This window comes from Cytobacillus horneckiae, assembly GCF_002835735.1.
GTDB classification, from domain to species: Bacteria; Bacillota; Bacilli; order Bacillales; family Cytobacillaceae; genus Cytobacillus; species Cytobacillus horneckiae.
Genome location: NZ_PISD01000030.1, coordinates 1 through 26,385, shown reverse-complemented (window position 1 = coordinate 26,385; position 26,385 = coordinate 1). Strand labels below are relative to the sequence as shown.

Below are 26,385 nucleotides of genomic sequence, written 5' to 3'. Positions count from 1 at the left end.
GGAGGAGGATCAATAATGGATCAAAATAGAGAGGATCGTCCGTTAACATTTCATGAAAAACTCCTCAAATTTTTAAAAAACCAAAAGAAGAAAATACATATCCACCTATTGATTCTATTTCCGATTCTACTTGTTGCCTTTATTCTTTTATATACGATGGATACGAGAAAGGTAGCGGAGGCGGAACCTGCAACAGATGCGGTACTGACAGGTTCAATCGTTGGAGATATCATGACAGGGCGATATGTGGAATACATAACTGACAGGCATGGCTATGAATATTTATTCAGATATGCGCAGCCGCTTTTTGATACATCGGATTATGTTACAGGGAATTTCGAAAATCCGGCAACTGACAGGAATGTTGAGCAGAAAGAAGGAAAATCGATTGCATTGAAAACGGATAGTCATTCTGTAGCAGGATTAGCCAATGCTGGCTTCAATACGGTGGCCGTTGCGAATAATCATATGATGGATTACGGCGAACCGGCGCTTCATGATACGTTGGCGTTAATGGATGAAAAACAAATTGATGCAGTTGGTGCAGGTAAAAATATGAAAGATGCCCATGATCGCATCTCCTATCAAGAAATAAATGGAATGACCATCGCAACCTTAAGTTTTTCAGATTTAACAGACAGAGATGTCCGAGCAGATGAACAAAGCGGCGGCATTCTTGACTTTACACCAGAAACTTTTATTCCTTTAACAGCAGAGGCAGCAAAAAAAGCTGACCTCGTACTCGTCCATGCACATTGGGGAAATGAGTATAACAGCCGTGCGAGCGATCGCCAAAAAGAATTGGCGCGTGCCTTATCAGATGCGGGTGCTGATATAATCATCGGCCACCATCCGCATGTATTGGAATCAATCGAAGTTTATAATGATACCGTCATTTTTTACAGTCTCGGCAATTTTATATTTGACCAAGGCTGGACGCGAACTAGAGAAACAGCACTTGTTCAGTTCCATGTACTGGATTCAGGCGATACAAGATTTGAAGTGACACCAATGAAAATTCGTGAAGCAACCCCAGCCCCGATAAATAATTGGGACAAGCTAGCAGAATGGTCCATCATTCGCCAGTTGACGAGAGACTTAAATGCGGATTGGGAATATGAAAATGAGAAACTAACTTTTACGATAAATCAGAATGTTAATTTTGAAGAAGGGGATATGAAACGATGAAAAACTTTATTAAAAGTGCAGCACCGTATTTGTTTGTAGTAGCAATTTTTTTCATCATCCTTGGTGCGGGCCAGACAGAAACGCTAAGCGAGGATGAAAAGAAAAAAATTGATACCCAGCTTTTAAAAGTAGATATTGAAAAGGTTCAAGAATAAGAAAGCTGATTGATTGATAACTTGTTCACTCATCATTGATGTGGGTTCCAGTAAAAAATCGCAAAAGAAAAACGATAGTATCGCAGATAGAACTTGGCTAATACTGAGTTTTTCCAGCGTAAAGGAGTGCCAATGAAAAAAAGGAATTTAATACTTATTTTAATATCATTGGTTGTTGTCTTGGGTGTTTGTATAAATTGGTTTTTAAAAGAAGAAGGGAATCAAAGCGTGCAAAAAAAACCTGCGAAGGAAAATGGAGAATACGGTGTAAGTGCAAGCCATCCGCTTGCTGTTGAAGTTGGCATGAAAGTGTTGAAGGATGGGGGTAATGCAGTTGATGCTGCTATAGCTGTTTCCTATGCGCTTGCTGTCGTTGAGCCCTATGCATCAGGGGTAGGGGGAGGTGGTGAAATGCTCGTTTATAAGGATGGCAAAGCACCTTTTATCCAGCAATATAGAGAGATGGCGCCGCTTTCCTCGAACAGCCGCAAAACCGATTCAGGTGTGCCAGGATTCGTTAAAGGCATGGCGGATATTCATGAGGAGGAAGGCAAATTATCGTTTGAATCGATTATGAACCAGGTGATTCCATTAGCAGAAGAGGGCTTTAAAGTAGATGATCAATTGGAATACCGTTTTAAAACGGCATTGAAAAGCAGAATTGATGAAGATAAAGCGAAGCCTTTTTTCATTGATGGCCGCCCGATTGAGGAAGGCGATACTTTAGTTCAAAAAGAGCTAGCAGATACATTGAGGGCGATTCGAGATGAAGGCGAGGCGGCGTTTTATCATGGTGAGCTAACCGATTCGCTTGCCGATCAGCACGACGGTTTCAAGCGCAGCGATTTTGGTAAGTATACATCACAGAGAATGGAGGCAGTAAAGGGTGAATTCATGGGGTATGATGTCTGGTCTGCAGCGCCCCCGTTCTCTGGATTGACTGTCGTTCAAACATTGCAAATGGCGGAAAAGGTACTTGAAGAAACTGAATTTGAAAATGAGCCAGCCTTTGTTCAAGCAGTAGGAGAAATCAGCAAAATCGCTTACGAGGAAAGGCTATATAATATCGGCGATTTGGACTATTCCTATCTTGATATGGATGAGGTCACGAGCACGGAATATACCGATGAATTGCTAGAGGGAAGGGAAAAAATATTCAAAAGTAATCAGTTAAATGATACTGAAGCAGAACGAAAAGATTTAGCTCATACAACTCACTTTGTAGTTGTTGATCAGGATGGAATGATGGTGTCGGCCACGAATACATTAGGAAACTTTTTTGGGACGGGTGAATATGTAGAAGAGGGATTTTTCTTAAACAATGCCTTAACAAACTACAGCCAAAATGAAAAAAGTCCAAATACATTCGAGCCTGGAAAACGTCCGCGCAGTTTTATAGCCCCTACTATACTAATCAATAATAAAGAAGTCATTGGTATAGGATCTCCCGGCGGCAGAAGAATACCTTCAGCGATTGCACAGTCTATTCTGTATCACACCGTATTTGGCGACTCCCTTCAGGATGCGATAGAACGTCCTCGTTTTTATATGGAAAACGACGAGATACAAATGGAACCAGGATTTGATAGGAAAACTTATTCTGAACTGCAGGATCGCGGCTATGAAGTTATTATTAATAACAACACGTCCTTCTTTGGAAGTGTACATGCACTATCCTATAATAAAGAAACATTATCTATTGATGGCGGAGCTGATTCACGAAGAAACGGCAAGTGGGAGGCCCAATCAAATTAAAGTAAAAGCGTTCAATCAAATGTTTGATTGAACGCTTTTTTTATTGTTTTTGTTAAGAATTATTATGTAAATAGCTAGTTTATAAATTTTTTGTTAATAAATATTCAAACATTCAAACAATATTAACTATATTTAAACGTTATGTAAATAATAGTAAATAGTGCATTCATTTTACGTTTGTCATGCTAAAATACGAACCAAGGTAGGATAAATTAGCATATTGATACAATTTCGTGCTTGTACATCAGCATTTACTCAAAATGGAGGGATGCAATGGCTAACTTCTTGTTTATAAGAGGAAATAGAAATAAAAAACTTTTCCATGATATTGGGGCACAGTTGGAAAAAAGGGGCCATCGCTCATACCTAATTAAGCTGGAACTCGGTGAGCTATTCATGAAAAGCTCAATCACTTCTATTTTTGCCCCATTTAAAATAACGAAAGAGGAATATCCAATTACTGATGAAGAGCTAATGAGTCTGCCAATATATAACGTAACGTTTACAAAAAATGTGTTGAATAAAAATGTGAATAAGAGTGAATTAAGGACATATAAGCGCTATATGTCTGCAATCGATAAATTAATAGATGCATACAAAATAGATACGATTTGCTTGTTTAATGGCTATCATTGGATTGATCAGATTTCAAAGCGATTGGCTGAAGAAAAAGGATTGAAAGTCTTCTATTTCGAAGATGGACTATTCCGACCATACACGATAACCTGTGATCCGAAAGGGATTAATGCCCGTTCCTCGGTATCAACAGATAGCCGTTTTTATGATCAAGTATCAGTCAATAAAAAAAGATTGCGCAAATATTTGTTCAAGCCTGAAGAGAAAGCGCTGTTGCAGGCAAAGCGGGAAAGTCTAGTGAAAGTCGCTCTCATGAAGCTTGCCTCATTTATAGGCGCACTTTTACACATTCACCCTAAATATTATGCTCATATTACCTTTTGGCAGGCAGTAAAATATTTTATCTTTAAGAAGCTATATCGTTATAAAAAAGAAGATGAGATAAAAATAAATGAGGAATATATCTTTGTACCGTTCCAAGTATCAAGAGATACGCAAATTTTTTACCATTCACCTCGTATAAAAACGATGGAGGAGCTTCTCGATAAAGTCGTTGAAGCTGTAAAAAGATATAACGAAGAGAATAAACGGAATATTAAAATTATTGTTAAAGAGCATCCAGAGGATATGTCGAGAAATAGTTATAAGCAGTTAAAACAAAAATATAAGGATGAAGTGACTTTTATTAAAAAATACCGGATGGATAAGCTGTTAAAGCACTGTTTAGCTGTTATTACGATTAATTCAACTGTTGGGCTAGAGGCGCTTGCTCATCATAAAAAAGTAATTACGCTAGGGGATGCACTTTACAATATCGATGGAATCGTAGAGAGGTGCCATGATCCCAATCGATTATTTAATAGTTTACAAAAAGTATTAGCTTCCCCGTTATTAACTGATAAAGTCGCACGCTTTCTCTATTACTTAAGGTTCGAATATCAAATTGAAGGTATTTTAAATAGCCCGAATGAACATACGGCGAGAAATATAGCAGATAGATTGTCTCAATATATAAAATTAAGAGGTGATTTAGGTGAAAGCGATTGGCGTGATACCAGCTCGATACGGTTCAACCCGGTTTCCAGGAAAGCCGCTGGCTTTGATAAATGGAAAGCCGATGATTGAGCATGTGTACAGGAGAGTGATGCAGAGTGAAGAACTTGAACAAGTTGTGATTGCTACAGATGATGAGCGTATTAAAAAAGCAGCAGAGAAATTTGGGGCAATGGCTGTGATGACGAGATCTGATCATATGAGCGGTTCTGACCGCATCTCGGAAGTGTCCAAAATAGTGGAAGGTGATTTTTTTGTCAATATCCAAGGGGACGAGCCATTAATTAGTCCGCTGCTCATTGATGAACTGGTGAGAGAGGCGAGGATGACAAATAATGACATTGCGATTACTGCAATGACTGAAATTGTAAATAAGGAAGAAGTAGATGATCCAAATATAGTAAAAGTCGTGACAGATCAGCTTGGCTATGCTTTATTTTTTTCACGCAAAGGGATTCCATACAACCGCACTGAAAAGGATGCCGCTTATTATAAGCATATTGGCTTATATGGATTTCCAAGAGCGGTTTTACATGGATTTGTCGATCTGCCACCGTCCCAATATGAAAAAATAGAAATGCTTGAGCAGCTGAGGCTGTTGGAAAATGGCTATCGCATAAAGATGATTAAGACAGATTACGATGCAGTTGGAGTAGACACCCCTGAGGATATTGAAAAAGTCGAAAGCATAATTGGAGGAAAACAATATGTCTAATAGCGTGATTCTAAATGAAAAAATCGTATTTGGTGAAAATCGCCCCTTCGTATTAATAGCAGGCCCTTGTATGCTGGAGGATGAAACAATTGTCATGGAAACAGCTGCAAGGCTAAAAGAGGTGACGACGAAGCTGAATATCCCCTTCGTTTTTAAGGGGTCTTTCGATAAAGCGAATCGTTCGTCTATTCATTCTCAAAGGGGACCTGGATTGGTGAGCGGCATCAATCTTTTAGCCAAGGTTAAGGAATCCTTTCATGTCCCAGTATTATCAGATATTCATGAATCATCACAGGCGCCGATTGCCGGCCAAGTATTAGATATTATTCAAATTCCTGCATTCCTTTGCAGACAGACTGACCTTCTCGTTGCAGCAGCAAAAACGGGAAAGGTAATCAATGTAAAGAAGGGGCAGTTTCTTGCGCCGAATGATATGAGCAATGTTGTCACAAAAATACGGGAGGCAGGAAATGAGCGAATTTTGCTGACCGAGCGCGGATCCACTTTTGGCTATAACAATTTAGTTGTAGATATGCGGTCTTTGGCAATCATGAAGGAGTTTGCTCCTGTCGTTTTCGATGCCACCCATAGTGTGCAAATTCCAGGAGGGAACGGGACAAGTACAGGAGGAAACAGGGAATTTGTTCCTTACTTGTCAAGAGCAGCAGCGGGGGTTGGAGTGGACTCAATCTTTATGGAGGTGCATCCAAATCCGGATGAAGCCTTATCAGATGGTCCAAATATGGTGAAGTTAAGCGAATTAGAAGAAGTGTTGAAGCCAGTGGTTGAGATTGATCGTTTAGTTAAACAAGCATCATCCATAGGGGGAGATCATATTGTTGAACACGAAAACTTACTCACAGGATTACACAAATAATGTAATTGCCGTTCTAGAAAAAGAAGCCCAGGCCATTTTAGATCTTAAAGGTGCAATCGGCCATGCCGTGAATGATGCCATTCAAATGATATTAGAATGCCACGGCAGAGTAGTCATTACAGGGATAGGAAAATCCGGTATTATCGGCAGGAAAATCAATGCCACAATGGCAAGTACAGGTACACCATCTTTTTTTCTTCATCCTTCTGAAGGTTTGCATGGAGATTTAGGGATGGTAACGGCAAATGATGTGATTATCGCGATTTCAAATAGCGGGGAATCTGAAGAAGTGTTAAATCTAATCCCTTCGATAAAAAAAATTGGCGCAAAAATGATTGCGATCGTTAAAAATCCACTATCTACGTTAGCGATAAAATCGGATATTGTTCTTTGCATCGGCAATGCTGAGGAGGCTTGTCCATTAGGCCTGGCACCCACCACAAGTACGACCGTCACTTTGGCACTTGGAGATGCTGTTGCTATCGCGCTTTTGCAGGCGAGGAATTTTCAACCAGAGGATTTTGCTGTCTTTCATCCTGCTGGGTCACTTGGCAGAAGATTATTATTAAAGGCCGCCGATGTAACGCAAACAACGAGGAAAAACCCTATTGTCCTCCATTCCGACTCTGTAAAGGAAGCTTTATTCCTCATGACCACCCAGGGGATGGGAGCAATAAGCGTTGTAGATGAAAGGCAGCGGCTAGTTGGCGTATTAACAGATGGAGACATTAGAAGAGCTTTCGCTATGTCTGTAGATATGCTGAGCTATGCCGTTGATGAATTATGCAACAAACAGCCTGTATGTATCCAGGCGGAGGAATTAGCTGCTGAAGCGATGGGTCTAATGGAAAAACATAAAATTAATGTGCTACCCGTAATTAATAGTGAAAATCAGCCAATTGGCATGCTTCATATTCATGATTTAATGAACTTAGGACTTTAGGTGAATGATATGAAAAATATAAAGCTTATTGCCTTGGATGTAGATGGTGTTTTGACAGATGGAAAACTATATATTGGCAGTAATGGAGTGGAATATAAAACATTTCATACCCATGACGGCATGGGAATCAGCCTTGCTCAATATGTCGGTATCGAAATCGCTCTTATTACCGGCCGCAAATCACCGGCTGTTGAAAAAAGAGCGGCTGAGCTGAAGATTAAGCATGTTTATCAGGGTGTAAACAATAAGACAGAAGTGCTTTATCAGATCGTATCAGCCTTGAATATTGATTTAAATCAAGTCTGCTATATAGGTGATGATATTAATGATCTTCCGCTATTAAATATAGTAGGCTATCCGGCCTGTCCTCACAATGCGGTACCGCAAGTGAAGGAGCAGGCGCATATCGTCTCTGCTCATAAAGGCGGCGAAGGTGCAGTCAGGGACATCATTGATCAAATACTATCCGCTGCCTATGATCACCAGTCTTTGTTTGAAGATTACTTAAATATGAAAATAACAATAAATCAATAGGTGAGTAGATATGAAGGATTGCTCCATTTGCGTGAAACATAGCAATCGTAAAATGCGAATAATTTTTGAAAATGAAAACTGGATTTTATCTTACGGGCCTATAAATTCACAAATTGCAGGCTATCTATACCTGGAGCCTAAACGGCATGTTGAGTACTGGACTGAATTAAATGATGTTGAACTAACTGCCATGGGGCCAATTATCAAACAAGTGGAAGCGATGCTTAAGGATCGCTTAAATATCGACCGTTTATACGTTGTGACGATTAGTGAAGCAGTTAGGCATTTGCACCTCCACCTTATCCCCCGTGAAGAAGGTGGAAATGTGAAGGGTCTGCCTTTAATTGAAAGGGCATTGAACCCACAAGAGAGAACAACAGATAGTAATACAGAAGCTGTTAATCAATTGATACAACAATTGACGCTATATATGACAAAAGCATGATGCACAATCTATTCTTCTAGTAAGCAATTGATTTAATGGAAAGTGGTGTATTTGATGGCGATGGGAATAAAAAAACGTGCGAAAAGAGTGATAAGAAGCATAGTGGGGGGAAAGGAAAAGAACCATCAAAAGCCATATATTGAAATGGGAGAAAATTGGGAAAGTGACGACTTGCCAATTGCTTTCATGTTTGGTTTTAACCCGTGGAAGCGGGAGCATATGAGTCATTTTTTTAAAGAGTATCGAACGGCCTATGTATTTGGTCAAGTAGATATGCAGCGGTTACAAACGTTTTTCAAAAAGTATCAAAACAAGGTCTTTATCATTTGGGGCTTTAAGGAGCCAGATGGTTTGGTGCAATATGCCGCGAAGAAAAAGATTAATATATACCGTGTGGAAGATGGCTTTGTAAGATCGGTTGGACTCGGGGCAGCACATACCTTGCCTATTTCGATTGCTGTTGACTCGAGAACGCTATACTTTAATGCCCGCGAAGCATCCGATTTAGAAGTTTTGCTGGAAACCTACGATGTCAGTGAGGAATTGCTCGCTCAAGCTGATCGCTGCATCGATTTATTAGTAAATATGGGTGTAAGTAAATATAACCATACAACAAGAATGAATATTAACGATTTATATGGACAAAAAACGAAGAAGAGAATATTAGTGATTGGCCAGGTGGAGGATGATGCGTCCATACAATATGGGTGCTCACAACGCATGACCAATAATGAGCTTGTCTGGAAGGCGTATAATGAAAATCCAGAGTGTGAAATTATTTATAAGCCGCACCCTGACGTACTGGGTGGATACCGAAAAGCCTATTCAAATCCACAGGATGTTGCCCAGATATCCAAGGTAGTTGTTGAGCCGCTAAGTATAGTTGACGCATTGCAAACAATTGATCACGTATATACAATGACCTCATTAGTCGGATTTGAAGCTTTAATAAGGGGTATTGAAGTGACCTGCTATGGTGCGCCATTTTATGCTGGTTGGGGCTTAACACAAGATAGACAGGCTTGTCCGCGTAGAACGAGAAAACGTACGATTAAGGAATTATTTGCTATTTCATATCTCGTCTATCCAAGATATATCAATCCTGAAACCGGGACAAGAATCAATCTTGAGGAAGCGATTGAATTATTAATTCACATGATGGCCAAGAATACCTTATCACAAGCGCTTGAAAGCAGAAATGAAAATGATAATGATCAAGCTGAAGAATGGATTCATAAAGCAATGGAGCAATTGGGAGATAACAAAGATTGGCTCTATAAAGAATGTGAGCTTGAATTAATTAAATTACTAAATGAGACACGCCGCTACGAAGAGGCACTGGAATTGTCTAATGCTACGCTTAAAAATGAAAGCAATCTTGAGTATTTAATTGAAAAAGGGAGAGCATTAACAGGGTTGCGCGAATATGAAGAGGCTGTTCAGGTTTTCTTAATGAGTTTGAAGGAAGAGAAGAGATATAGCAATTTAACAGCAATGATCAGCCTTCTTTGGAAAATAGAAGGACCTTCAAGCAGACTGCTCAAGTATGTGGACCAAATGCAAACAAATGAAGCAATCACTATGACTAAAGAAGATTTGATAATGCTAGCGGCCATATACAATCAGGCAGGCTATACAAAAAAAGCGCAAGCCATGCTGCGTGAGGCGAAAGTAAAGCCGCGGGAAATTCCCTATTTATCATTGGCGGTAAACTACGATTATTACAGGATGAACGCCTCCACAGTTAGTGAGAAATTTGTTTATGATCATATGATTAAAACGGAAAAAAGGTTTGAGGAATTAATCAAATCTGCTCGCGGAAAGTTCAGTGTTGTTATTGCGGCTGACTTATTCGACAAAGAAATGGCAGAACAGGAAAAGCTTATTGTCGGATTTACTAGGTCACAGGTTGATATAAACACAAACAAGAAGACGAATGTGCTGTTTGGCCCGCTGCATCCACAGCTGCATGAGCAGACTAATATTAGAGACCTAGACCTTTTAGTCATGAATGTACCGAATGTAGAACATTGCTACAGCCAAGGCGTTGATTATATACGTTCACTGATTGAACGGGGCACAAGCATTCAATCTTATCCGCACCCTTATTATCATGAGCTCATAAAAATTTTAGGACGTCAGCCTTCTGATGAAATGCTGCTCATCTATTGGATTTATAAAATTCAAGGACCTGTTCAGAGTGAAAACATTATAGGAATAGATTCTATACAGGATGAAAGAGAATATGGCTTAATCAATTCATTCACCTTTGAGAAAGTGCTTCATTAAGCATGATAAAAAAGCATTTGAAAAAACTATATAAACATATAACAGCGTCACTCTTTCTTATTAGAAATCAATATAAAGTTCATCATAAGAAGACGGATAAACCAATTGCATACGCATTTAAATTTTCTAAATGGAAACAGCCTTATGTTGCTCATTTCTTTGATGAATATCAGATGATTTTTGTTCCAAATCAATATTCATTGAAGCGGCTGAATCGATTGCTGCGCAATCAATCCAATTATATTTTCCTTGTATGGGGATGCAGCGAAGAAATGGCGATTGGAGAATATGCAGCACAATATAAAGTCCCGCTGCATCGGGTAGAGGACGGCTTTCTTCGGTCTGTAGGTTTGGGTGCTATGCATACGCCGCCTTACTCTCTTTGCTTAGATAAAACGGGCATATACTTTGATTCCACACGCCCAAGCGACTTGGAAAATCTATTAAATCATTATGATTTTCAAAATAATCAGGAGCTATTAATACGTGCAGGTAAGATCATGAGAAAAATAATCGACACAGGCTTAAGTAAATATAATCACCTGCCAAACAAAGCAGCCTCTCATATATATGGGGAGAAAAATCAGAAAAGAATACTGGTCATTGGCCAAGTCGAAAATGATGCTTCAATAAAACGCGGCAGTAATCAGCAATGGACAAATAATGATCTTGTCAGGTTGGCACGGAAAGAAAACCGGGACGCGCAAATTATTTATAAACCCCATCCGGATGTTTTAACAGGAAGAAGGCCAAAGCAATCCAATCCAAAAGAGGTTGCGCACTTAGCGGAAATCATTGAACAGCCATTAAGCCTCCACGATGCGCTACAAACCATTGACCATGTATATACAATCACTTCGCTATCAGGTTTCGAAGCGCTAATCAGGAGTATCCCTGTCACAACAGTAGGCGCACCATTCTACTCTAACTGGGGCTTAACAGATGATCGCCAAAAGATTACAAGAAGAAAAAGAAAACTGACTATCGAAGCACTGTTTGCAGCAGCTTACATTTTGTATCCTCGCTACATGGACCCGGAAACATATGAAAAACTCACTGTTGAAGAAGCAATGGAAAGAATAGAATCCCATCTAATCAAAAAATAGAGACGTTCACTCACGTAATGAATGAACGTCTCTTTCTGCTTAACCGTCTATTATATTCAATTTGCCCCTCAGCCTTCTTCGCGCTCCCTCCCGCCATTGTTTGACTGCAGAAACGGAAACATTCTCTAAGGCGGAAATTTCTCTAATAGAAAAACCGTATAAACAAGTATACAGCATCCACTTTTTCTGTTTGTCAGTTAAGAATGATTGCCAGTAGGCGAGAGCACCGACTTCATCATAAGAAATACAAGCAACTTCTTCAATCTGTTTCCAGAATTCCTCCTTCAGACAAACATTCCTTTGTTCATACTTACTCATTCTCGTAAGCTCATTTAACAGCGTTCCCCGAACATATGCATACGCATAGCTAATAAAAGGCTTGCCTCTGTCCCCGTCAAATTTGCACCAAGCCTCCCAAAGCGCAATTAAGCCAATTTGAAAAAACTCCTCTTCCTGTTGATAAATGTGAAGCGTGCGCATAATCTTATAAATCATTCGTTCATACTGTTTTGCCAACTGCTCAAAACCTTCCATCCTTTGCTCCCTTTCGGAAAGCGCGCCATCCATTGTATTCCCGGGTGAGATTACTTTAATATGGGGGATGGGGTGCGGGCAAATGGGGGAAGTTGAAGGGGATTAATAGATGGGTCCGTGTTTCGGTTGTATATTGTCGATATAAGTATGGAAAGCACATAAAAATGATTAATAATACAAATAAAATAAAAAAGATGATTTCTGTTTAAGGACCAGAAATCATCTTTTTTGTGACGTTATAGTCGGTTATATAAAGAATAGCATCAGCTACTTAAGTTCTAAATGAGATTTTAATAGATTTTGAATCCGTACTTGTTCTGCTTCATCTACTACTAAATACCAAACATTATTAATCGTTTGACCGCTTCCGGAAATAGTCATTTGTTCAATATTTCCTGCTGCATCTCGATAGTTCTTTTGGATGTCTACCATCTCTTTATAACTTAAATTTGTACGGACGTTTTGTCCAAGCGCTACAAAAATATCATCGAAGTTGGTTAATGAATTAAAGCTCACGCCTTTTTTAATAATTCCTTGTATCACTTGTCTCTGTCTATCTTGGCGTCCAAAATCCCCATTAGGATCTTCTTTTCTCATTCTTATATATGCAAGTGCTGCATCACCGTCAAGTGAGTTTTGCCCTTTTACGAACTGATGCTTGTTTTGTGAAAATTCCAACGAGCTATTGACAGTAATGCCGCCAACGGCATCTACAATATCTTTAAAACCTTCCATATTCACTTTTATATAATAATCAAGGGGAATATCTAAAAAGTTTTCTACCGTTGCCATAGACATCTCTTCATTGCCGAAGGCATAAGCATGATTTATTTTATCTTGAACACCGCGGCCTATAATTTCGGTTCTAGTATCCCTTGGAATACTTACCATTTTAATAGATTTCTCATTCGGATTTACTGTAAGGACAATCATCGTATCCGAACGGCCTTTATCCCCTTCTCGTTCATCCACGCCCAACATAAGAACAGAGAAAGGCTCTTTGTTTTTCAAGGCTATTTGTTCCTGACGCTTTTCTGACTTTTCTCTATTAATAGGCTGATGCATTGTTTCAACGGCATTTGTTAAAGATTTGTAAACAGTAAATGCGTATATACCTGCACCTAAAAATAATAGAAGTACAACTATACCGGTTATTTTCAACCATTTCCCCTTTTTCTTTCTATTATGACGACTCATCAATGGTATCCTCCAAGTGTTTACAAAATAATCCTATCTGAAATTAGAATACCAAAGATTTAGGAAAAAGAATATAAGTTTTTTAGGAAAAGTTACCTATAAAACATTAATTATTTGTAAATTAATTCTTTTTCCTATATTAAAGATGCTAGAGTATTTGTTCAACTAGCTGCATAAAGCTTTCAGCTATATTGTTAAGCTTTTCTTTACTTTCATTTAATGATGTTCCATTGACTCCAAAGTAAAATTTAATTTTCGGTTCAGTACCTGAAGGACGTAAGCAAATCCATGACCCATCTTCGAAGAAATATTTAAGTACATTCGACTTAGGGAGATTGATAGGTATTTCCTGTCCGCCATTTTCTGCTCTTATGCTTGTTAAGTAATCCTCAACAGCTGTTATCTTCATATCTCCAACAGATTTAGGAGGTAGGAAGAGTAGTATTTAACCGAAAATAAAGAATATTTAAACAAAAAATATTTTAAAATATTAATTATATATATAATCTAAATTCTATCATTTCAATTAAAAGAAGTTTTTAAGAATAAAAATCAAATAAACTTTCTTGTAGTATAATAGATTTTTGAAAGACAAGGTGAAGAAAAAAGAAAGTTTTGGAGGTAATTTATTTTAATAATCGTTTTTGATATTTGAGGAAGATGCATTTTTATTTAGTTTTTTATTATAAATTCTTATAATAATGACGATAAAAAGTAGGGGGGCGTTTATGCTATTTTTATTTTTGAAAAATTTGTAAAATTGATATTTAGAGATATTTGAATTTTAATTAGTACCCTGTTTGAACCTCTGGATATAAAATGTGTATTTTGACCTACTACTAAATATTTATCAAGTGATTGTTATTAGCAGGATTATTAATTTAAAATTAAAGCACAAAATACTTACTTAAGATGTTCATTTGGAGGTCGAAAAATGAAAAAAGTTTCATTATTATTATGTTTAACATTATTGTTCAGTACAATAACACCCATTTTTTCTTTTGCGGAAAGTATGGACGGTGAAATAGTAGAGGAATCACTTAATACTGATGAGGAATCTATCAATCCCGTAAACTCAAAAGAATTACATGAAGAAAACTCAAGTTCACAAACTGATATAAAAGAAACGGGAGAAAATAATCCCGAAGATAAGGATAGTTCGGGAACTGATGGAAATATTAACACGATAGATGATGAGGTTGTTCCTAATGAGGAACCTATGAGATCTACTTCTAAAACAACTTCATCAGAACCTACTATACAAAATAAAACTGAAAGAATATTAACTAACTCTAAAGAAGTTATTCAAGAAAAATCAATAAATAGATTAGGTCAAATTACTGATGTAAATGTAAAAATCTATACTAATCTAGCAGACAACATACATATCACATCAGGAAAAGACTATACAAATACAGTCTTTTATATTAAAAAACAGGCAAATTATGATGGGGCAATCTACTATTTAATAAGCACTTTACCAAGTGGTACTGAGGGTACAATAGGATGGGTCAAGTCAACAGATATGATAAGCCATCCACATGAGGAAATTGATAATCAAACGAAGACTTTCTTTATTAAAGGAACAGGAAGTGCTTATAGTAAAGCATGGGGTGGAGCTAAGGAATTGATTTATCCTAATTTAGCTTCATACACTGGGGAAAAAATTACTGTAAATAAAACTGATAAGGTCGGGAATAACACTTGGTATCAAGGTGAATTGTCTGGAAAAACAATTTGGATTCATTCCAATTTTGTAGTACCACTTCAAGAAAGTGACGCAAGTCGGCTTGGTCAAATTATAAATAATAACACGAAAATATATACAAATTTAGCAGAAAATGTATATACATTTTCTGGTGATAAATATACAAACTCTGTTTACTATATTAAAAAACAGGTAAGTTACAATAATTCAATCTATTATTTGATAAGTACATCACCTAGCAGTACAGAAGGGGTAATAGGATGGGTTAAATCGACGGATTTGGTGAGCCATCCGCATGAACAGGTCGACACTCAAAGTAAAACCTTTGTTATTAAAGGAACGGGAAGTGCTTATAGCAAACCTTGGGGTGGATCAAGAGAATTGGTTTATTCAAATTTGTCCTCCTTTTCGGGTGAGAAAATCACTGTAACTAAAACGGATAAAATTGGAAATAACATTTGGTATCAAGGGGTATTGTCTGGAAAAACAGTTTGGATTCACTCAAACTTCTTGGAATCGCTACAAGAAAGTAATACTAGCCGACTGGGGCAAATTACAAATAAAAACACGAAAATATATACTAATTTAGTTGGAAATACTTACAAAACTGCTGGAGAGACTTATATAAATACAGTCTACTATATTAAAAAACAAGCAAATTACAATGGTTCACTCTATTATTTGGTTAGCACATCGCCTAGTAACACGACAGGTGTCATAGGCTGGGTAAAATCAACCGAAATGGTAAGCCATCCGCATGAAGAAGTCAGTAATCAAACGAAGACTTCCTTTATTAAAGGAACGGGGAGTGCTTATAGCAAACCTTGGGGGGGCTCCAAAGATGCCGTCTTTACAAGTTTATCCTCTCATAAAGGGAAGGAATTTACTGTAAGGAAGACAGAGAAGGTAGGAAGCAATTTATGGTATCAAGGAGTGCTAGAAGGAAAAACAGTTTGGGTGCATTCAAGCTATGTTAGTGATACAAATGAAAGTGTAATAAGCAGGCTTGGGCAGATATCGAATAAAGATGTGAGAATCTTCACTGACATTGTCAATAACAAGTATTTCACTGCAGGAGATAAATATATAAATGCAGTATATTATATGAAGAAACAGGCAGAATATAATGGGCAAACGTATTATTTGATAAGCACACAGCCAAGTAGTGAGAACGGAGTAATAGGCTGGGTAAGATCTGCAGACTTAGTTAGTCATCCACATGTAGGATTGGACAGCCTGTCTAAAAAGTTTTATATAAAAGGAACAGGAAGTGCCTACAGTAAAACATGGGGTGGATCTAAGGATCTTGTTTATTCAAGCTTGGCTACGTATAAAGGAAACGAGTTTAATGTAAACAAGACTGAAAAAGTAGGAAATAACCTTTGGTATAGAGGAGTTTTAGCTGGGAAAACGGTTTGGGTTCATTCAAGCTATGTAACAGATAAATATGAAACGGAAGTTAGTAGACTGGCACAAATTACAAACAATAATACTAGAATCTATACTAACCTAGTCGAAAGTGAATATATAACGGCTGGGGAAACCTATTCGAAAACAGTCTACTATATTAAAAAACAGGCAAATTTTAACGGTTCGCTCTATTATATGATAAGCACGTCTCCGAGTAGTACAACAGGTGCAATAGGCTGGGTAAAATCGACAGATATGGTGAGTCATCCGCACGAGGAAGTCAACACTCAAACAAAAACTGTCTTTATTAAAGGAACAGGAAGTGCGTATAGCAAAGTATGGGGCGGTACTAAAGATATCACCTTCACAAGTTTATCCTCACATATTGGGAAAGAATTTACTGTAAGGAAGACAGAGAAGGTAGGAAGCAATTTATGGTATCAAGGGGTGCTGGAAGGAAAAACAGTTTGGGTTCATTCAAGCTATGTCAGCGATACAAAAGAGAGTGTAATAAGCAGACTTGGGCAGATTTCGAATAAAAATGTAAGAATCTTCACTGACATTGTCAATAACAAGTATTTCACTGCAGGAGATAAATATATAAATGCTGTGTATTATATGAAGAAACAGGCAGAATATAATGGGCAAACGTATTATTTAATAAGCACACAGCCAAGTAGTGAGACCGGAGTGATAGGCTGGGTAAGATCTGCAGACTTAGTTAGTCATCCACATGTAGGATTGGACAGCCTATCTAAAAAGTTTTATGTAAAAGGAACAGGAAGTGCCTACAGCAAAACATGGGGTGGATCTAAGGATCTTGTTTATTCAAGCTTGGCTGCGTATAAAGGAAATGAGTTTAATGTAAACAAGACTGAAAAAGTTGGAACCAACCTTTGGTATAGAGGTGTGCTAGCAGGGAAAACGGTTTGGATTCATGAAGCTTATCTCAATGAACGTCCCTTAAAGGAAGTAATTTCTACTTATTCAAATTATGATTTAAGTTTAAACAGAATGTCAGAAATTCAAATGGCAGTGTCGCCAATGACTGACAAAAGCTATAAATTATGGATTAGAGAGGATGCATTTAAAAAAGGAAGCATCTCTAATGGTAAAGGTACCATAGAAGGGAATGGTTGGAACTTACGAAGAGGACCTGGTACTTCTTATCTTTCAGGTGGAACAGTAAATAATGGAGTCGTATTGACACTATACTCAAGCTTCAAGGCAAATGATGGTTTTACATGGTATCATGTTAGAAATACGACGGGATGGGTGACACCAGATGTAGCGGACTTGAATTATTACCTCAATGCATCTAATTTTACTGGAAACCTTAAGAACTCCCTTCAATTTTTAAAACTTTCAAGCAGTGCTAATGTAGATATAGCTGAAGTAAATACAAAAGTATTAAAAGATAAAGGCGTTCTATCAGGTAAAGCTAAATCTTTTGTTGATGCAGGAAAGCAGTATGGAGTAAATGAGATCTATTTAATTTCACATGCGTTGCTTGAAACTGGAAACGGCAAATCTGTATTGGCTACTGGAGTCGAGGTTGGTGTTGATAATAATGGAAAAACTACCTTGGTCACAGCATCTAATAGAAGTAGCTTGAAAAATATAAAAATGACGTATAATATGTATGGAATTGGAGCCAGAGATGCATGTCCTTTAGAATGTGGTGCTGCATATGCATATGATTCGGGTTGGTTTACCCCTGAGTCGGCTATTATAGGTGGTGCTGCATTTATTGGAAATGGATATGTAAATAATGGGCAAGATACGCTGTACAAAATGAGATGGAACCCAGATTTTGCAGCAAAATATAATTATGCGTCTCATCAATATGCTACAGATATCGGCTGGGCATTTAAACAAACTTCAAAAATGTATGAAATATACGAGATGCTAGAAACTTATACGATTATTCTTGATATACCGAGATACAAATAAACATACAATTATAAGCTGTCTTACCAGTTCTTTCTTCTTAGAACTTGTTAAGCCAGCTTATTTTTGAGCCCAAAATAAACGTCAAATAAACTTTCATAAAAGAAGCTGATAGTAAAGTTTACCCAAAAATAGTACAAGATATTAACATATAAAAAAGATGTAATCTGTGATAATATATTATTCGTTGATGGATAAAAGAAGTAGTCATTATTTAAGCGCTGAAAATTCAAACAAAAAAATAACAGGATTAAAATAGCTAATTACACAAATTATAAAAATATTATATGGTCGTTGGTTTTAATTGATGTACTTGAGGAGGATTTACAATGAATAAAGTTAGAAAAGCAATAATTCCCGCAGCTGGATTGGGAACTAGATTTTTACCTGCTACAAAAGCTATGCCTAAGGAGATGCTACCTATCGTAGATAAGCCTACGATTCAATATATAATTGAAGAAGCAGTTGCTTCTGGTATAGAAGATATCATTATTGTTACTGGAAAAGGTAAAAGGGCGATTGAAGATCACTTCGATAATGCACCAGAATTAGAAAGATCGTTGGAAGAGAAAGAGAAATTTGACATCCTAGATAAAGTTCGCCACTCATCTAACCTTGCCAATATACACTATATTCGTCAAAAGGAGCCAAAAGGTTTAGGACATGCAGTTTGGTGTGCAAGGAATTTTATTGGTAATGAGCCATTTGCAGTTTTGCTTGGAGATGACATAGTTCAAAGCGATATGCCTTGTGTGCAACAGTTGATTAATCAATATGAAGAAACAAAGTCAGCGATTATTGGTGTTCAGCAAGTACCAGAAAATGAAACGCATAGATATGGTATTATTGATCCTCTTGAAAAAGATGGGCGCTTATATAAAGTGAATAATTTTGTAGAAAAACCAGTTCAAGGCACTGCACCATCAAACCTAGCGATTATGGGTAGGTATGTATTAACTGCAGATATTTTTGACCTTTTAGAGAAAACTGAAACAGGAGCTGGCGGTGAAATTCAATTAACTGATGCAATACAGAAGTTAAATGAAAATCAAAGCGTGTTTGCTTATGATTTTGAAGGTAGAAGATATGATGTAGGTGAAAAACTGGGATTTGTTAAAACTACATTAGAATTTGCTCTTCAACATGAGGAGTTAAGAAAAGATGTAATGAAAATAATGGAAGATTTACTTTCTAATGCCAGTACAGAGGTGAAGTAATTTTGAATAATCCAGTTCTAAGTATAATAGTTCCAATATATAATGTTGAGAAATATTTAGAAGAATGTATTGATTCTTTAGTAAATCAAACTTTAAATAACGTAGAAATTATACTAGTAAATGATGGTTCTACTGATTCAAGCGGTGTAATAGCTGATCGATATGCTAATAATTATGAGAACGTCTCAGTTTATCATAAAGTTAATGGCGGATTAGGACAAGCCCGTAACTATGGAACAAAATATGCATCAGGTGATTATATTGCCTTTGTTGATTCTGATGACTACTTAACCCATGATGCATATTCCAAGCTGTACAATACGATTGTTGAATCGGATTCTGACATTGCTATAGGGAATGTTGTGCGTTTCAATTCCACAAAAATATATCCTTCAGTATTGCATCAGAAGGTTTTTAGTGAAGATAAGCTCAATGCACATATTAGTAAAAACCCTGAGTTGATGTATGACACGACTGCATGGAACAAGATTTTTAAACGGAAGTTCTGGGAAAACCATAATTTGAATTTCCCAGAGGGAATGCTTTATGAAGATTTGCCTGTAACTATCCCTGCTCATTTCCTAGCGAAGTCGGTTGATGTAATTACTGACGTTATTTATTACTGGAGGGCTAGAGATGAGGGGGATCAGTCAATAACTCAACAAAGGACTGATTTAAGGAATTTAGTAGATCGTTTAAAAGCAGTTAAAATGGTCGATCAATACTTTCAAAATAATGTCCATGATTCTCAGTTAAAAATAGCGAAGGATTATAAAGCGTTAGATACTGATTTATTAGTATATTTAAACCAATTGGATAATGCGGACGAAACTTATATTAAAACCTATTTAGATGAGGTTTCTTTGTATTTAAGTACAGTTGAAACAGAAGCCTTTAATAAATTGAAAGCGATTGATAGGTTAAAATATCATTTTGTAGAACAAAAAGATAAAGAAAAAGTATTGGATATTATTAAATTTCAGAAACAAGAGTTGAGATATTCCAAAATAGAAAGAAAAGGTAATGATTATTTTGGTAATTATCCATACAGCAATGAGGTCCCTAGTGATTTATTAAAATTGAATAATGAATTAGTAGTTAAGAAAAAAATCGAATCAATGAAATGGACAGGTAGCACACTGAATGTAAAAGGGTATGCCTATGTTAAAGATATCGATATTAAAAATCAAAAGAATATGAAAGTTAATGCTGTATTAGTTAATGAGGATTCAGGAGAGAAATACATTCTATCCGGGTTGAAGCAGTGTAAGAGGAAGGATATAACCTATAGATTTGGTATTGATATTTCTGATAAATTACCATTAAAGAGGTTATACAATTATGATTGGTCTGGTTGGGAGATCGATATTGATTTTACCGATCCAAAAATATTAAAGATGACCAATGGGAAAATGAAAATTCTTTTATCTATAGATGCTAATGGAATTAAAAGAGAGTTTCCTATAGGAGCACCAGTAAAAGGGCGGGTGTCAAAGCCAAAATACAGAATCCTAGAGGATAATATTATCTTCTTAAAATATAATGCTTCTTGGGATTTAATTGTTCAAAAAGATGAGTTATTAACGAAAGTGAACCACGTAAAGTTAATATCAGAAGGATTGCATGTTTTAGGCAAGACAAAGCTACCAATTAGAGAGGGTAAACTTTGCCTAATAAACTATAAGGCATCTGAAGAAGTAATGGTTGAAATGGACCCTATTGAGCCTGAAAATAAAGATGACTCGAACTTCATTGCCAAAATCCCTATGGAAAGTTTAAATGAAATCGATCTTAGGGGTGATTGGTTTGGACATGTACTCTACAACAGTGAATATACTCCTTTGACAACAGATATTGAATTATTTGGCGAAAGATGGACTTTTGGCCAAAATGAGTTAAAGGTATCACATAGTCCTGCAGGAAATTTGTTACTTAAAGTAGGAGATTTTTCTGTCAATGTTAACAAAGTTAGCTATGAAGAAAAGAAAATAAAAATTGAATTATTGGTTGCTAAAGGTTATTTGAACGGTGATTCTGTATGTAAGTTATTATTAGAGAATAACAAGTTAAATAAAGTGATTTCATACGATACTAAGATAATTGAAAAAGAAAACGAAAAGGTAATTTTGGAATGTGTCATTGACCCGTTAGATGATAAAGAAGTCGGTATTGAAGAAGGTACGTGGGAAGTCTATCTATTAAATAATCATGCGGATAGAAAAGATAGGGTCTATTATGATCTAGAAAATATCGATAAACAGTCCAAAACTTACGGTAAAAACAAATTTACTTCATATAGAGGGAAACATAATAATAAGGCATTTCTTAAAGTTAAAAAAGAGTGGGATTGGATTGAAAGAGGACCAAGAAGACAAGAGGTAATAAAAAAATTATTATATCCTTTAATGAGATTACTTCCTCAAAAAAAGAAGACGGTTGTTTTTGAAAGCTATTGGGGAAAATCATTTGATTGTAATCCAAGAGCATTATATGAATATATTGATGAAAATCATAAAGATTTCGAAACGGTATGGTTCTTGAAAAATACTGGAACGAAAATAAATGGTTCAGGTAAAAAGGTTAGGATTAATTCTTTTAAGTATTATTATTATCTAGCTACTGCTAAATATTTTGTTAACAACGTAAACTTCCCTGATTTTTACAAAAAAAGAAACAATTCAAAAGAACTTCAAACTATGCATGGTACTCCTTTAAAAACATTAGGGCTAGATGTACCTGGAGATGTTGATACTGAACCAAAAAAATCAAAGTTTTTAAATCGTTGTTCAAGATGGGATTACTTAACAGTACCTAGCAATTATGTTGCGGATGTTGCAAAAAGTGCCTTTGAATTTGATAGAGATATCTTAAGAGTTGGATATCCAAGAAATGATAAACTCTTCCATAATAATAATGACGTTTATAAAGAAAAAATAAAAAGAGAATTAAATATTCCATTGGGCAAAAAGATTATATTGTATGCGCCAACTTGGAGGATAAAAAATAAATTTAATATTGAAATGGATATTGATAAACTACAAAGGGAATTGAGTGATGAATACATTATTTTATTCAAATTCCATCATTTTGTTTCAAACTCAATTAATTTACCAAATAATGATTTTGTTCATAATGTATCAAGATATGATGATATTCGTGACCTGTATTTAATTTCTGATATCTTAATTACGGATTACTCTTCCGTAATGTTTGACTATGCAATTTTGAATAAACCTCAAATACTATTCACCTATGACCTGGAAAATTACAGAGATAAGCTAAGAGGAATGTATTTGGATATAACAGAATATGCACCGGGACCTTTGACTAGAAATACAGATGAGCTTTTGGACGCGATCAAAAAAGTTCATAACTATCATAAAGACTATGATGCGCAAATTCAGCTATTCAGAAATAAATTTTGTGAATATGATGATGGTCATGCATCAGAAAAAACTGCGAGAGATTTTTTGGGTATAAATAACAAATAAAGTTGGATAAGGTGAGTATAGTAGATAGCAGGAAAATCTGATTTTTCCTGCTGTTTTTCTTTAGTATTTTCCATACAGCAATAAATGCTTTGAATGAGGGTAAATTTTACAATTGATCAGGTGTTTTTTTTTGACTTAATTACACTTTTTATGAAATAATCATCTTGCTAAATCAAACTAGTAGCATGGTCCTGTAAATTTAAGTTGGCTTCGTATTGAATGATAATAATTTTAATGAAAAATTAAGGAGTTAACAAAATGAGAACAATTTACAATCTCCTAAATAGCATTGATGTAAAACGTGGCGGATTGACAAGAGTAATGTTTGAAAGGTCTTCGTTCTTAGCTGAAAAAGGTTTTGATTCAAAATTATTAACGATTGATTATTCTACAAGGTATCAAGAAATAGAGAAAGAACTGCATGATACTGGTAGATTATCAAAAAAAGTAAATATTATAAACATATTCGACTATTATAAACAAAAGAATACAGCAGGCAATATTACTTTAGATCAAATAAATCAATATACAATATCTAATAAATTACATGAAGCAGCATATTTAATTGAAGATAGGTTTTATATCAGCAGAGAAGCAAGATATTTTAATGAAAAAGGCATGTATGTAAAATATAAGAAATGGACAAAAGAAGGAACCTTAAGTTTTATTGACTTTTTTGATGAAACAAGAGCTAAAGTGAAAAGAGAGATTTATCATCAAAAAGGCTATGTACAAAAAGTGACTTATTTTGATAGAGCAAAAGGCGTGCCTAAACAAGAACTCTATTATACAGAAGATGGTTTCTGTTATATTAACATTCAAATTAATGTAGAAACAAACAAACCTTACTTAATTTTCTTATTTGACCGAGAAAAACAAAATGTTATTTCTTTTGGTACTTCAAATCCAAATTTGCTTTTCCATGCACATTGGCTAAATGAATTATGTGGAAAACATGAGCAAAAACCTTTTCTTGTGAATGATGGGATTTTCTTAACACATACGGTTATGAAGGTAGATAAAGAAAAGGCATTTAGAATATGTACTATTCATACAAATCATTTTGATACACCTTTCAAATACGGTTCTCCGTTAAGAAAGAGCCATATCCATCTTTTGGAAAATTTTCACCAACTAGACGCTCTTGTTTTGTTAACAGAAAATCAGAGAAGTATGGTAGTGAAGCAATTTGGTGATGCAAATAATACGTATGTAATTTCGAATTCAACTGAAACAGATGATGTAAAGAAATTTAAAGGTAATAAGGATTTTAACACCGTCTCAATGGTTGGCAGGTATCATAAGGATAAATTAATGCATGAAGCAATTCAGGCATTCAATCGCATACATTTGAAATACCCTAATGTGAAATTTCAGTTATATGGAACTGGCCCTGAGGAAGAGAATCTAATTAATCTAGTTAAAAAACTTAATCTAGATAATAAAGTTATTATAAACTCATATACAACTGACCTGGCAAAGGTATATGGAGAGTCTTTATTTACTGTATTAACGTCAAAGTATGAGGGATTTGGTTTGGTCATACTTGAATCAATGTTTCAGTCTACGCCAGTTATAAGTTATGATGCACCATTTGGACCAAAGGATATAATCGATGATGGAGAAAATGGTCTGCTGGTACATTCTAATTCTGAAAAAGAGCTAGCAGAAAAAAATGGAGCAGTTGTTAGCAAATCCAGATAAAGCAGTAAAAATGGGAATAAACGCTCATGAGAAAGTCATGGAAAAATACACCAAAGAAAGAACACAGTCAAAATGGGTTGAGCTATTTGACGAATTGGAAATGAATGAAAGTAACAGGCAATAGTATATAAACAAGACAACTATTAGAAAATAAAACATAAATGAAGAAAAGGATGGATTACATGATATTGGTTGTTGGTGGTGCAGGGTATATAGGAAGCCACTTAGTAAAAGAACTAGTAAAGACAAAGGAAGTAGTGGTGCTTGACAACCTTTCTACAGGGTTTGAAACCTTAATAGATAAAAAAGCCATTTTTATTCGTGGAGATTTAGGCGATCCAAATATTCTTAATAAAATTTTCTCACAGTATAAGATTGATGCTGTTATGCACTTTGCTGCGAATAGCCTAGTAGGTGAATCAGTACAAGATCCATATAAATATTATCAAAATAATGTATCAGCTACTTTGACTCTTTTAAATACGATGTTAAAACATGATGTTCAGAACTTTATTTTCTCTTCAACAGCAGCAACGTATGGCATTCCTGACGTAGATATTATTACTGAAGAGACAAATACTCATCCAATTAATCCTTATGGACGTTCAAAGTTAATGATTGAACATATATTAGAGGATTTTTCAAATGCTTATTCATTAAATTATATTGTATTAAGGTATTTTAATGCTGCAGGTGCTCATAGCTCTGCCCAAATAGGAGAAAGTCACAACCCTGAAACTCATTTAATTCCAATCATTCTTCAACATTTATTGGGGGAAAGGGATGCAATTTCTGTATTCGGAACTGATTATAATACACCTGATGGAACGTGCATTAGAGATTATATACATGTTACAGACTTAGCTTCAGCACATATTTTGGCGCTACAAGCTCTCTTAACAGGAAAAATAAATACTTCTGTATTTAATCTTGGCAATGGTACAGGCTATTCTGTAAAAGAAGTAATTGAAACATGTGAAGAAATTACTGGAGTAAATGCCAATATTATTCATACTGATCGAAGAGCTGGCGATCCAGCACGTCTCGTTGCATCTTCTAATAAAATCTATCAAGAATTGGGCTGGAAGGCAGAACTGGATTTACAAAGTATTATTGCGAGTGCCTGGGAATGGCATAAAAAACAATTAAAAAAATAAAGAGGATTTGACCAGATTGTTTTTGCAAGGCAATGGCTAAGGGCATATTTCGCCCTTGGCTATTTAAATGTCAAAGAATAGTCATAATAATCGTTAAGTTGGGGTTTTTATATTTTACTGTATTATGTTTAAATTAAACAAGATAAGGGAAAGTCATGAGGAGTCTAAAATCGTGTTAATTCTTTTGCTACCGTAGTAATTTTTTTAGAAATTTACATAAAAATAAAATTTTGATAAACATCTTCTTAACCATTGTTTCTATTGGATTTCCATTACTTGGGCTATTAAAGTAATGGAAATCCAATAGAAACAATAGTATAATCATTATTGTTGATTGATAGTAATATTTTATTATCTAATAATTGTTATATTGAAAAGAAT

The 26,385-nt window shown here is 35.8% G+C and carries 20 protein-coding genes; 17 read left to right on the top strand and 3 right to left on the bottom strand.

The window, feature by feature from the left end:
• Nucleotides 1–15 precede the first annotated feature (15 nt).
• The 11 genes from CWS20_RS13535 (at nucleotide 16) to CWS20_RS13490 (ending at nucleotide 11,636) form a co-directional block, all read left to right on the top strand.
• Nucleotides 16–1,188, top strand: a complete 1,173-nt coding sequence (locus CWS20_RS13535; protein WP_066189676.1) for a CapA family protein — start codon at nucleotides 16–18, stop codon at nucleotides 1,186–1,188.
• Entirely contained in the window at nucleotides 1,185–1,343 is a 159-nt protein-coding gene (locus CWS20_RS28020) for a hypothetical protein (RefSeq protein ID WP_157090477.1), read from the top strand. Before CWS20_RS13535 ends, CWS20_RS28020 begins: the two co-directional genes overlap by 4 nt.
• 132 nt (nucleotides 1,344–1,475) lie before the next feature.
• Nucleotides 1,476–3,098 carry a gamma-glutamyltransferase family protein gene (locus CWS20_RS13530; protein WP_066189678.1) on the top strand — a complete coding sequence of 541 codons (1,623 nt, stop codon included), beginning with the start codon at nucleotides 1,476–1,478 and terminating at the stop codon, nucleotides 3,096–3,098.
• A gap of 273 nt (nucleotides 3,099–3,371) precedes the next feature.
• A complete protein-coding gene (locus CWS20_RS13525; RefSeq protein WP_066189681.1) occupies nucleotides 3,372–4,799 on the top strand; it encodes a capsular polysaccharide export protein, LipB/KpsS family in 1,428 nt (475 codons plus the stop codon).
• The gene (gene kdsB / locus CWS20_RS13520; RefSeq protein ID WP_066189683.1) at nucleotides 4,708–5,442 is read left to right on the top strand and encodes a 3-deoxy-manno-octulosonate cytidylyltransferase; all 735 of its coding nucleotides are present in this window, start codon (nucleotides 4,708–4,710) and stop codon (nucleotides 5,440–5,442) included. The genes CWS20_RS13525 and kdsB overlap by 92 nt, the downstream gene beginning before the upstream one ends.
• Nucleotides 5,435–6,319: a 3-deoxy-8-phosphooctulonate synthase gene (gene kdsA, locus CWS20_RS13515; protein ID WP_083957131.1), complete on the top strand. Its 885-nt coding sequence runs from the start codon at nucleotides 5,435–5,437 to the stop codon at nucleotides 6,317–6,319. The genes kdsB and kdsA overlap by 8 nt, the downstream gene beginning before the upstream one ends.
• Complete coding sequence (locus CWS20_RS13510; RefSeq protein WP_241198586.1) at nucleotides 6,279–7,262, top strand: KpsF/GutQ family sugar-phosphate isomerase; 984 nt, start codon at nucleotides 6,279–6,281, stop codon at nucleotides 7,260–7,262. Before kdsA ends, CWS20_RS13510 begins: the two co-directional genes overlap by 41 nt.
• 9 nt (nucleotides 7,263–7,271) lie before the next feature.
• Complete coding sequence (locus CWS20_RS13505; RefSeq protein ID WP_066189689.1) at nucleotides 7,272–7,796, top strand: KdsC family phosphatase; 525 nt, start codon at nucleotides 7,272–7,274, stop codon at nucleotides 7,794–7,796.
• 10 nt (nucleotides 7,797–7,806) lie between these two features.
• Entirely contained in the window at nucleotides 7,807–8,241 is a 435-nt protein-coding gene (locus CWS20_RS13500) for an HIT family protein (RefSeq protein WP_066189692.1), read from the top strand.
• A gap of 54 nt (nucleotides 8,242–8,295) precedes the next feature.
• Nucleotides 8,296–10,530: a capsular polysaccharide export protein, LipB/KpsS family gene (locus tag CWS20_RS13495; RefSeq protein WP_066189694.1), complete on the top strand. Its 2,235-nt coding sequence runs from the start codon at nucleotides 8,296–8,298 to the stop codon at nucleotides 10,528–10,530.
• 17 nt (nucleotides 10,531–10,547) lie between these two features.
• On the top strand, nucleotides 10,548–11,636 hold the full coding sequence (locus CWS20_RS13490; RefSeq protein ID WP_206391579.1) for a capsular polysaccharide export protein, LipB/KpsS family: 1,089 nt from the start codon (nucleotides 10,548–10,550) through the stop codon (nucleotides 11,634–11,636).
• A 39-nt stretch (nucleotides 11,637–11,675) separates the two neighbouring features.
• Here CWS20_RS13490 and CWS20_RS13485 read toward each other — a convergent pair whose 3' ends face one another.
• The 3 genes from CWS20_RS13485 to CWS20_RS13475 form a co-directional block, all read right to left on the bottom strand.
• Entirely contained in the window at nucleotides 11,676–12,170 is a 495-nt protein-coding gene (locus CWS20_RS13485) for a sigma-70 family RNA polymerase sigma factor (protein WP_066189696.1), read from the bottom strand.
• Between the two features lie 267 nt (nucleotides 12,171–12,437).
• The gene (tagU, locus tag CWS20_RS13480; protein WP_066189700.1) at nucleotides 12,438–13,367 is read right to left on the bottom strand and encodes a polyisoprenyl-teichoic acid--peptidoglycan teichoic acid transferase TagU; all 930 of its coding nucleotides are present in this window, start codon (nucleotides 13,365–13,367) and stop codon (nucleotides 12,438–12,440) included.
• A 148-nt stretch (nucleotides 13,368–13,515) separates the two neighbouring features.
• Nucleotides 13,516–13,776 (bottom strand): hypothetical protein, encoded by a 261-nt coding sequence (locus CWS20_RS13475; RefSeq protein ID WP_066189703.1) that lies wholly within the window; start codon nucleotides 13,774–13,776, stop codon nucleotides 13,516–13,518.
• 525 nt (nucleotides 13,777–14,301) lie between these two features.
• Here CWS20_RS13475 and CWS20_RS13470 point away from each other — a divergent pair.
• From CWS20_RS13470 to galE, 6 genes are all read left to right on the top strand, one after another.
• Entirely contained in the window at nucleotides 14,302–18,438 is a 4,137-nt protein-coding gene (locus CWS20_RS13470; protein WP_066189708.1) for a GW dipeptide domain-containing protein, read from the top strand.
• 326 nt (nucleotides 18,439–18,764) lie between these two features.
• Nucleotides 18,765–19,652, top strand: coding sequence for a UTP--glucose-1-phosphate uridylyltransferase GalU (gene galU, locus CWS20_RS13465; RefSeq protein ID WP_066189710.1), 888 nt, complete (start codon nucleotides 18,765–18,767; stop codon nucleotides 19,650–19,652).
• A 2-nt stretch (nucleotides 19,653–19,654) separates the two neighbouring features.
• Nucleotides 19,655–23,143, top strand: a complete 3,489-nt coding sequence (locus CWS20_RS13460; protein ID WP_066189713.1) for a bifunctional glycosyltransferase/CDP-glycerol:glycerophosphate glycerophosphotransferase — start codon at nucleotides 19,655–19,657, stop codon at nucleotides 23,141–23,143.
• A gap of 258 nt (nucleotides 23,144–23,401) precedes the next feature.
• Nucleotides 23,402–24,847, top strand: coding sequence for a glycosyltransferase (locus CWS20_RS13455; protein WP_101226324.1), 1,446 nt, complete (start codon nucleotides 23,402–23,404; stop codon nucleotides 24,845–24,847).
• Nucleotides 24,819–24,971: a glycosyltransferase gene (locus CWS20_RS27745; RefSeq protein ID WP_142385385.1), complete on the top strand. Its 153-nt coding sequence runs from the start codon at nucleotides 24,819–24,821 to the stop codon at nucleotides 24,969–24,971. The genes CWS20_RS13455 and CWS20_RS27745 overlap by 29 nt, the downstream gene beginning before the upstream one ends.
• Nucleotides 24,972–25,029: 58 nt before the next feature.
• Complete coding sequence (gene galE, locus CWS20_RS13450; protein ID WP_066189718.1) at nucleotides 25,030–26,004, top strand: UDP-glucose 4-epimerase GalE; 975 nt, start codon at nucleotides 25,030–25,032, stop codon at nucleotides 26,002–26,004.
• Nucleotides 26,005–26,385 lie beyond the last annotated feature (381 nt).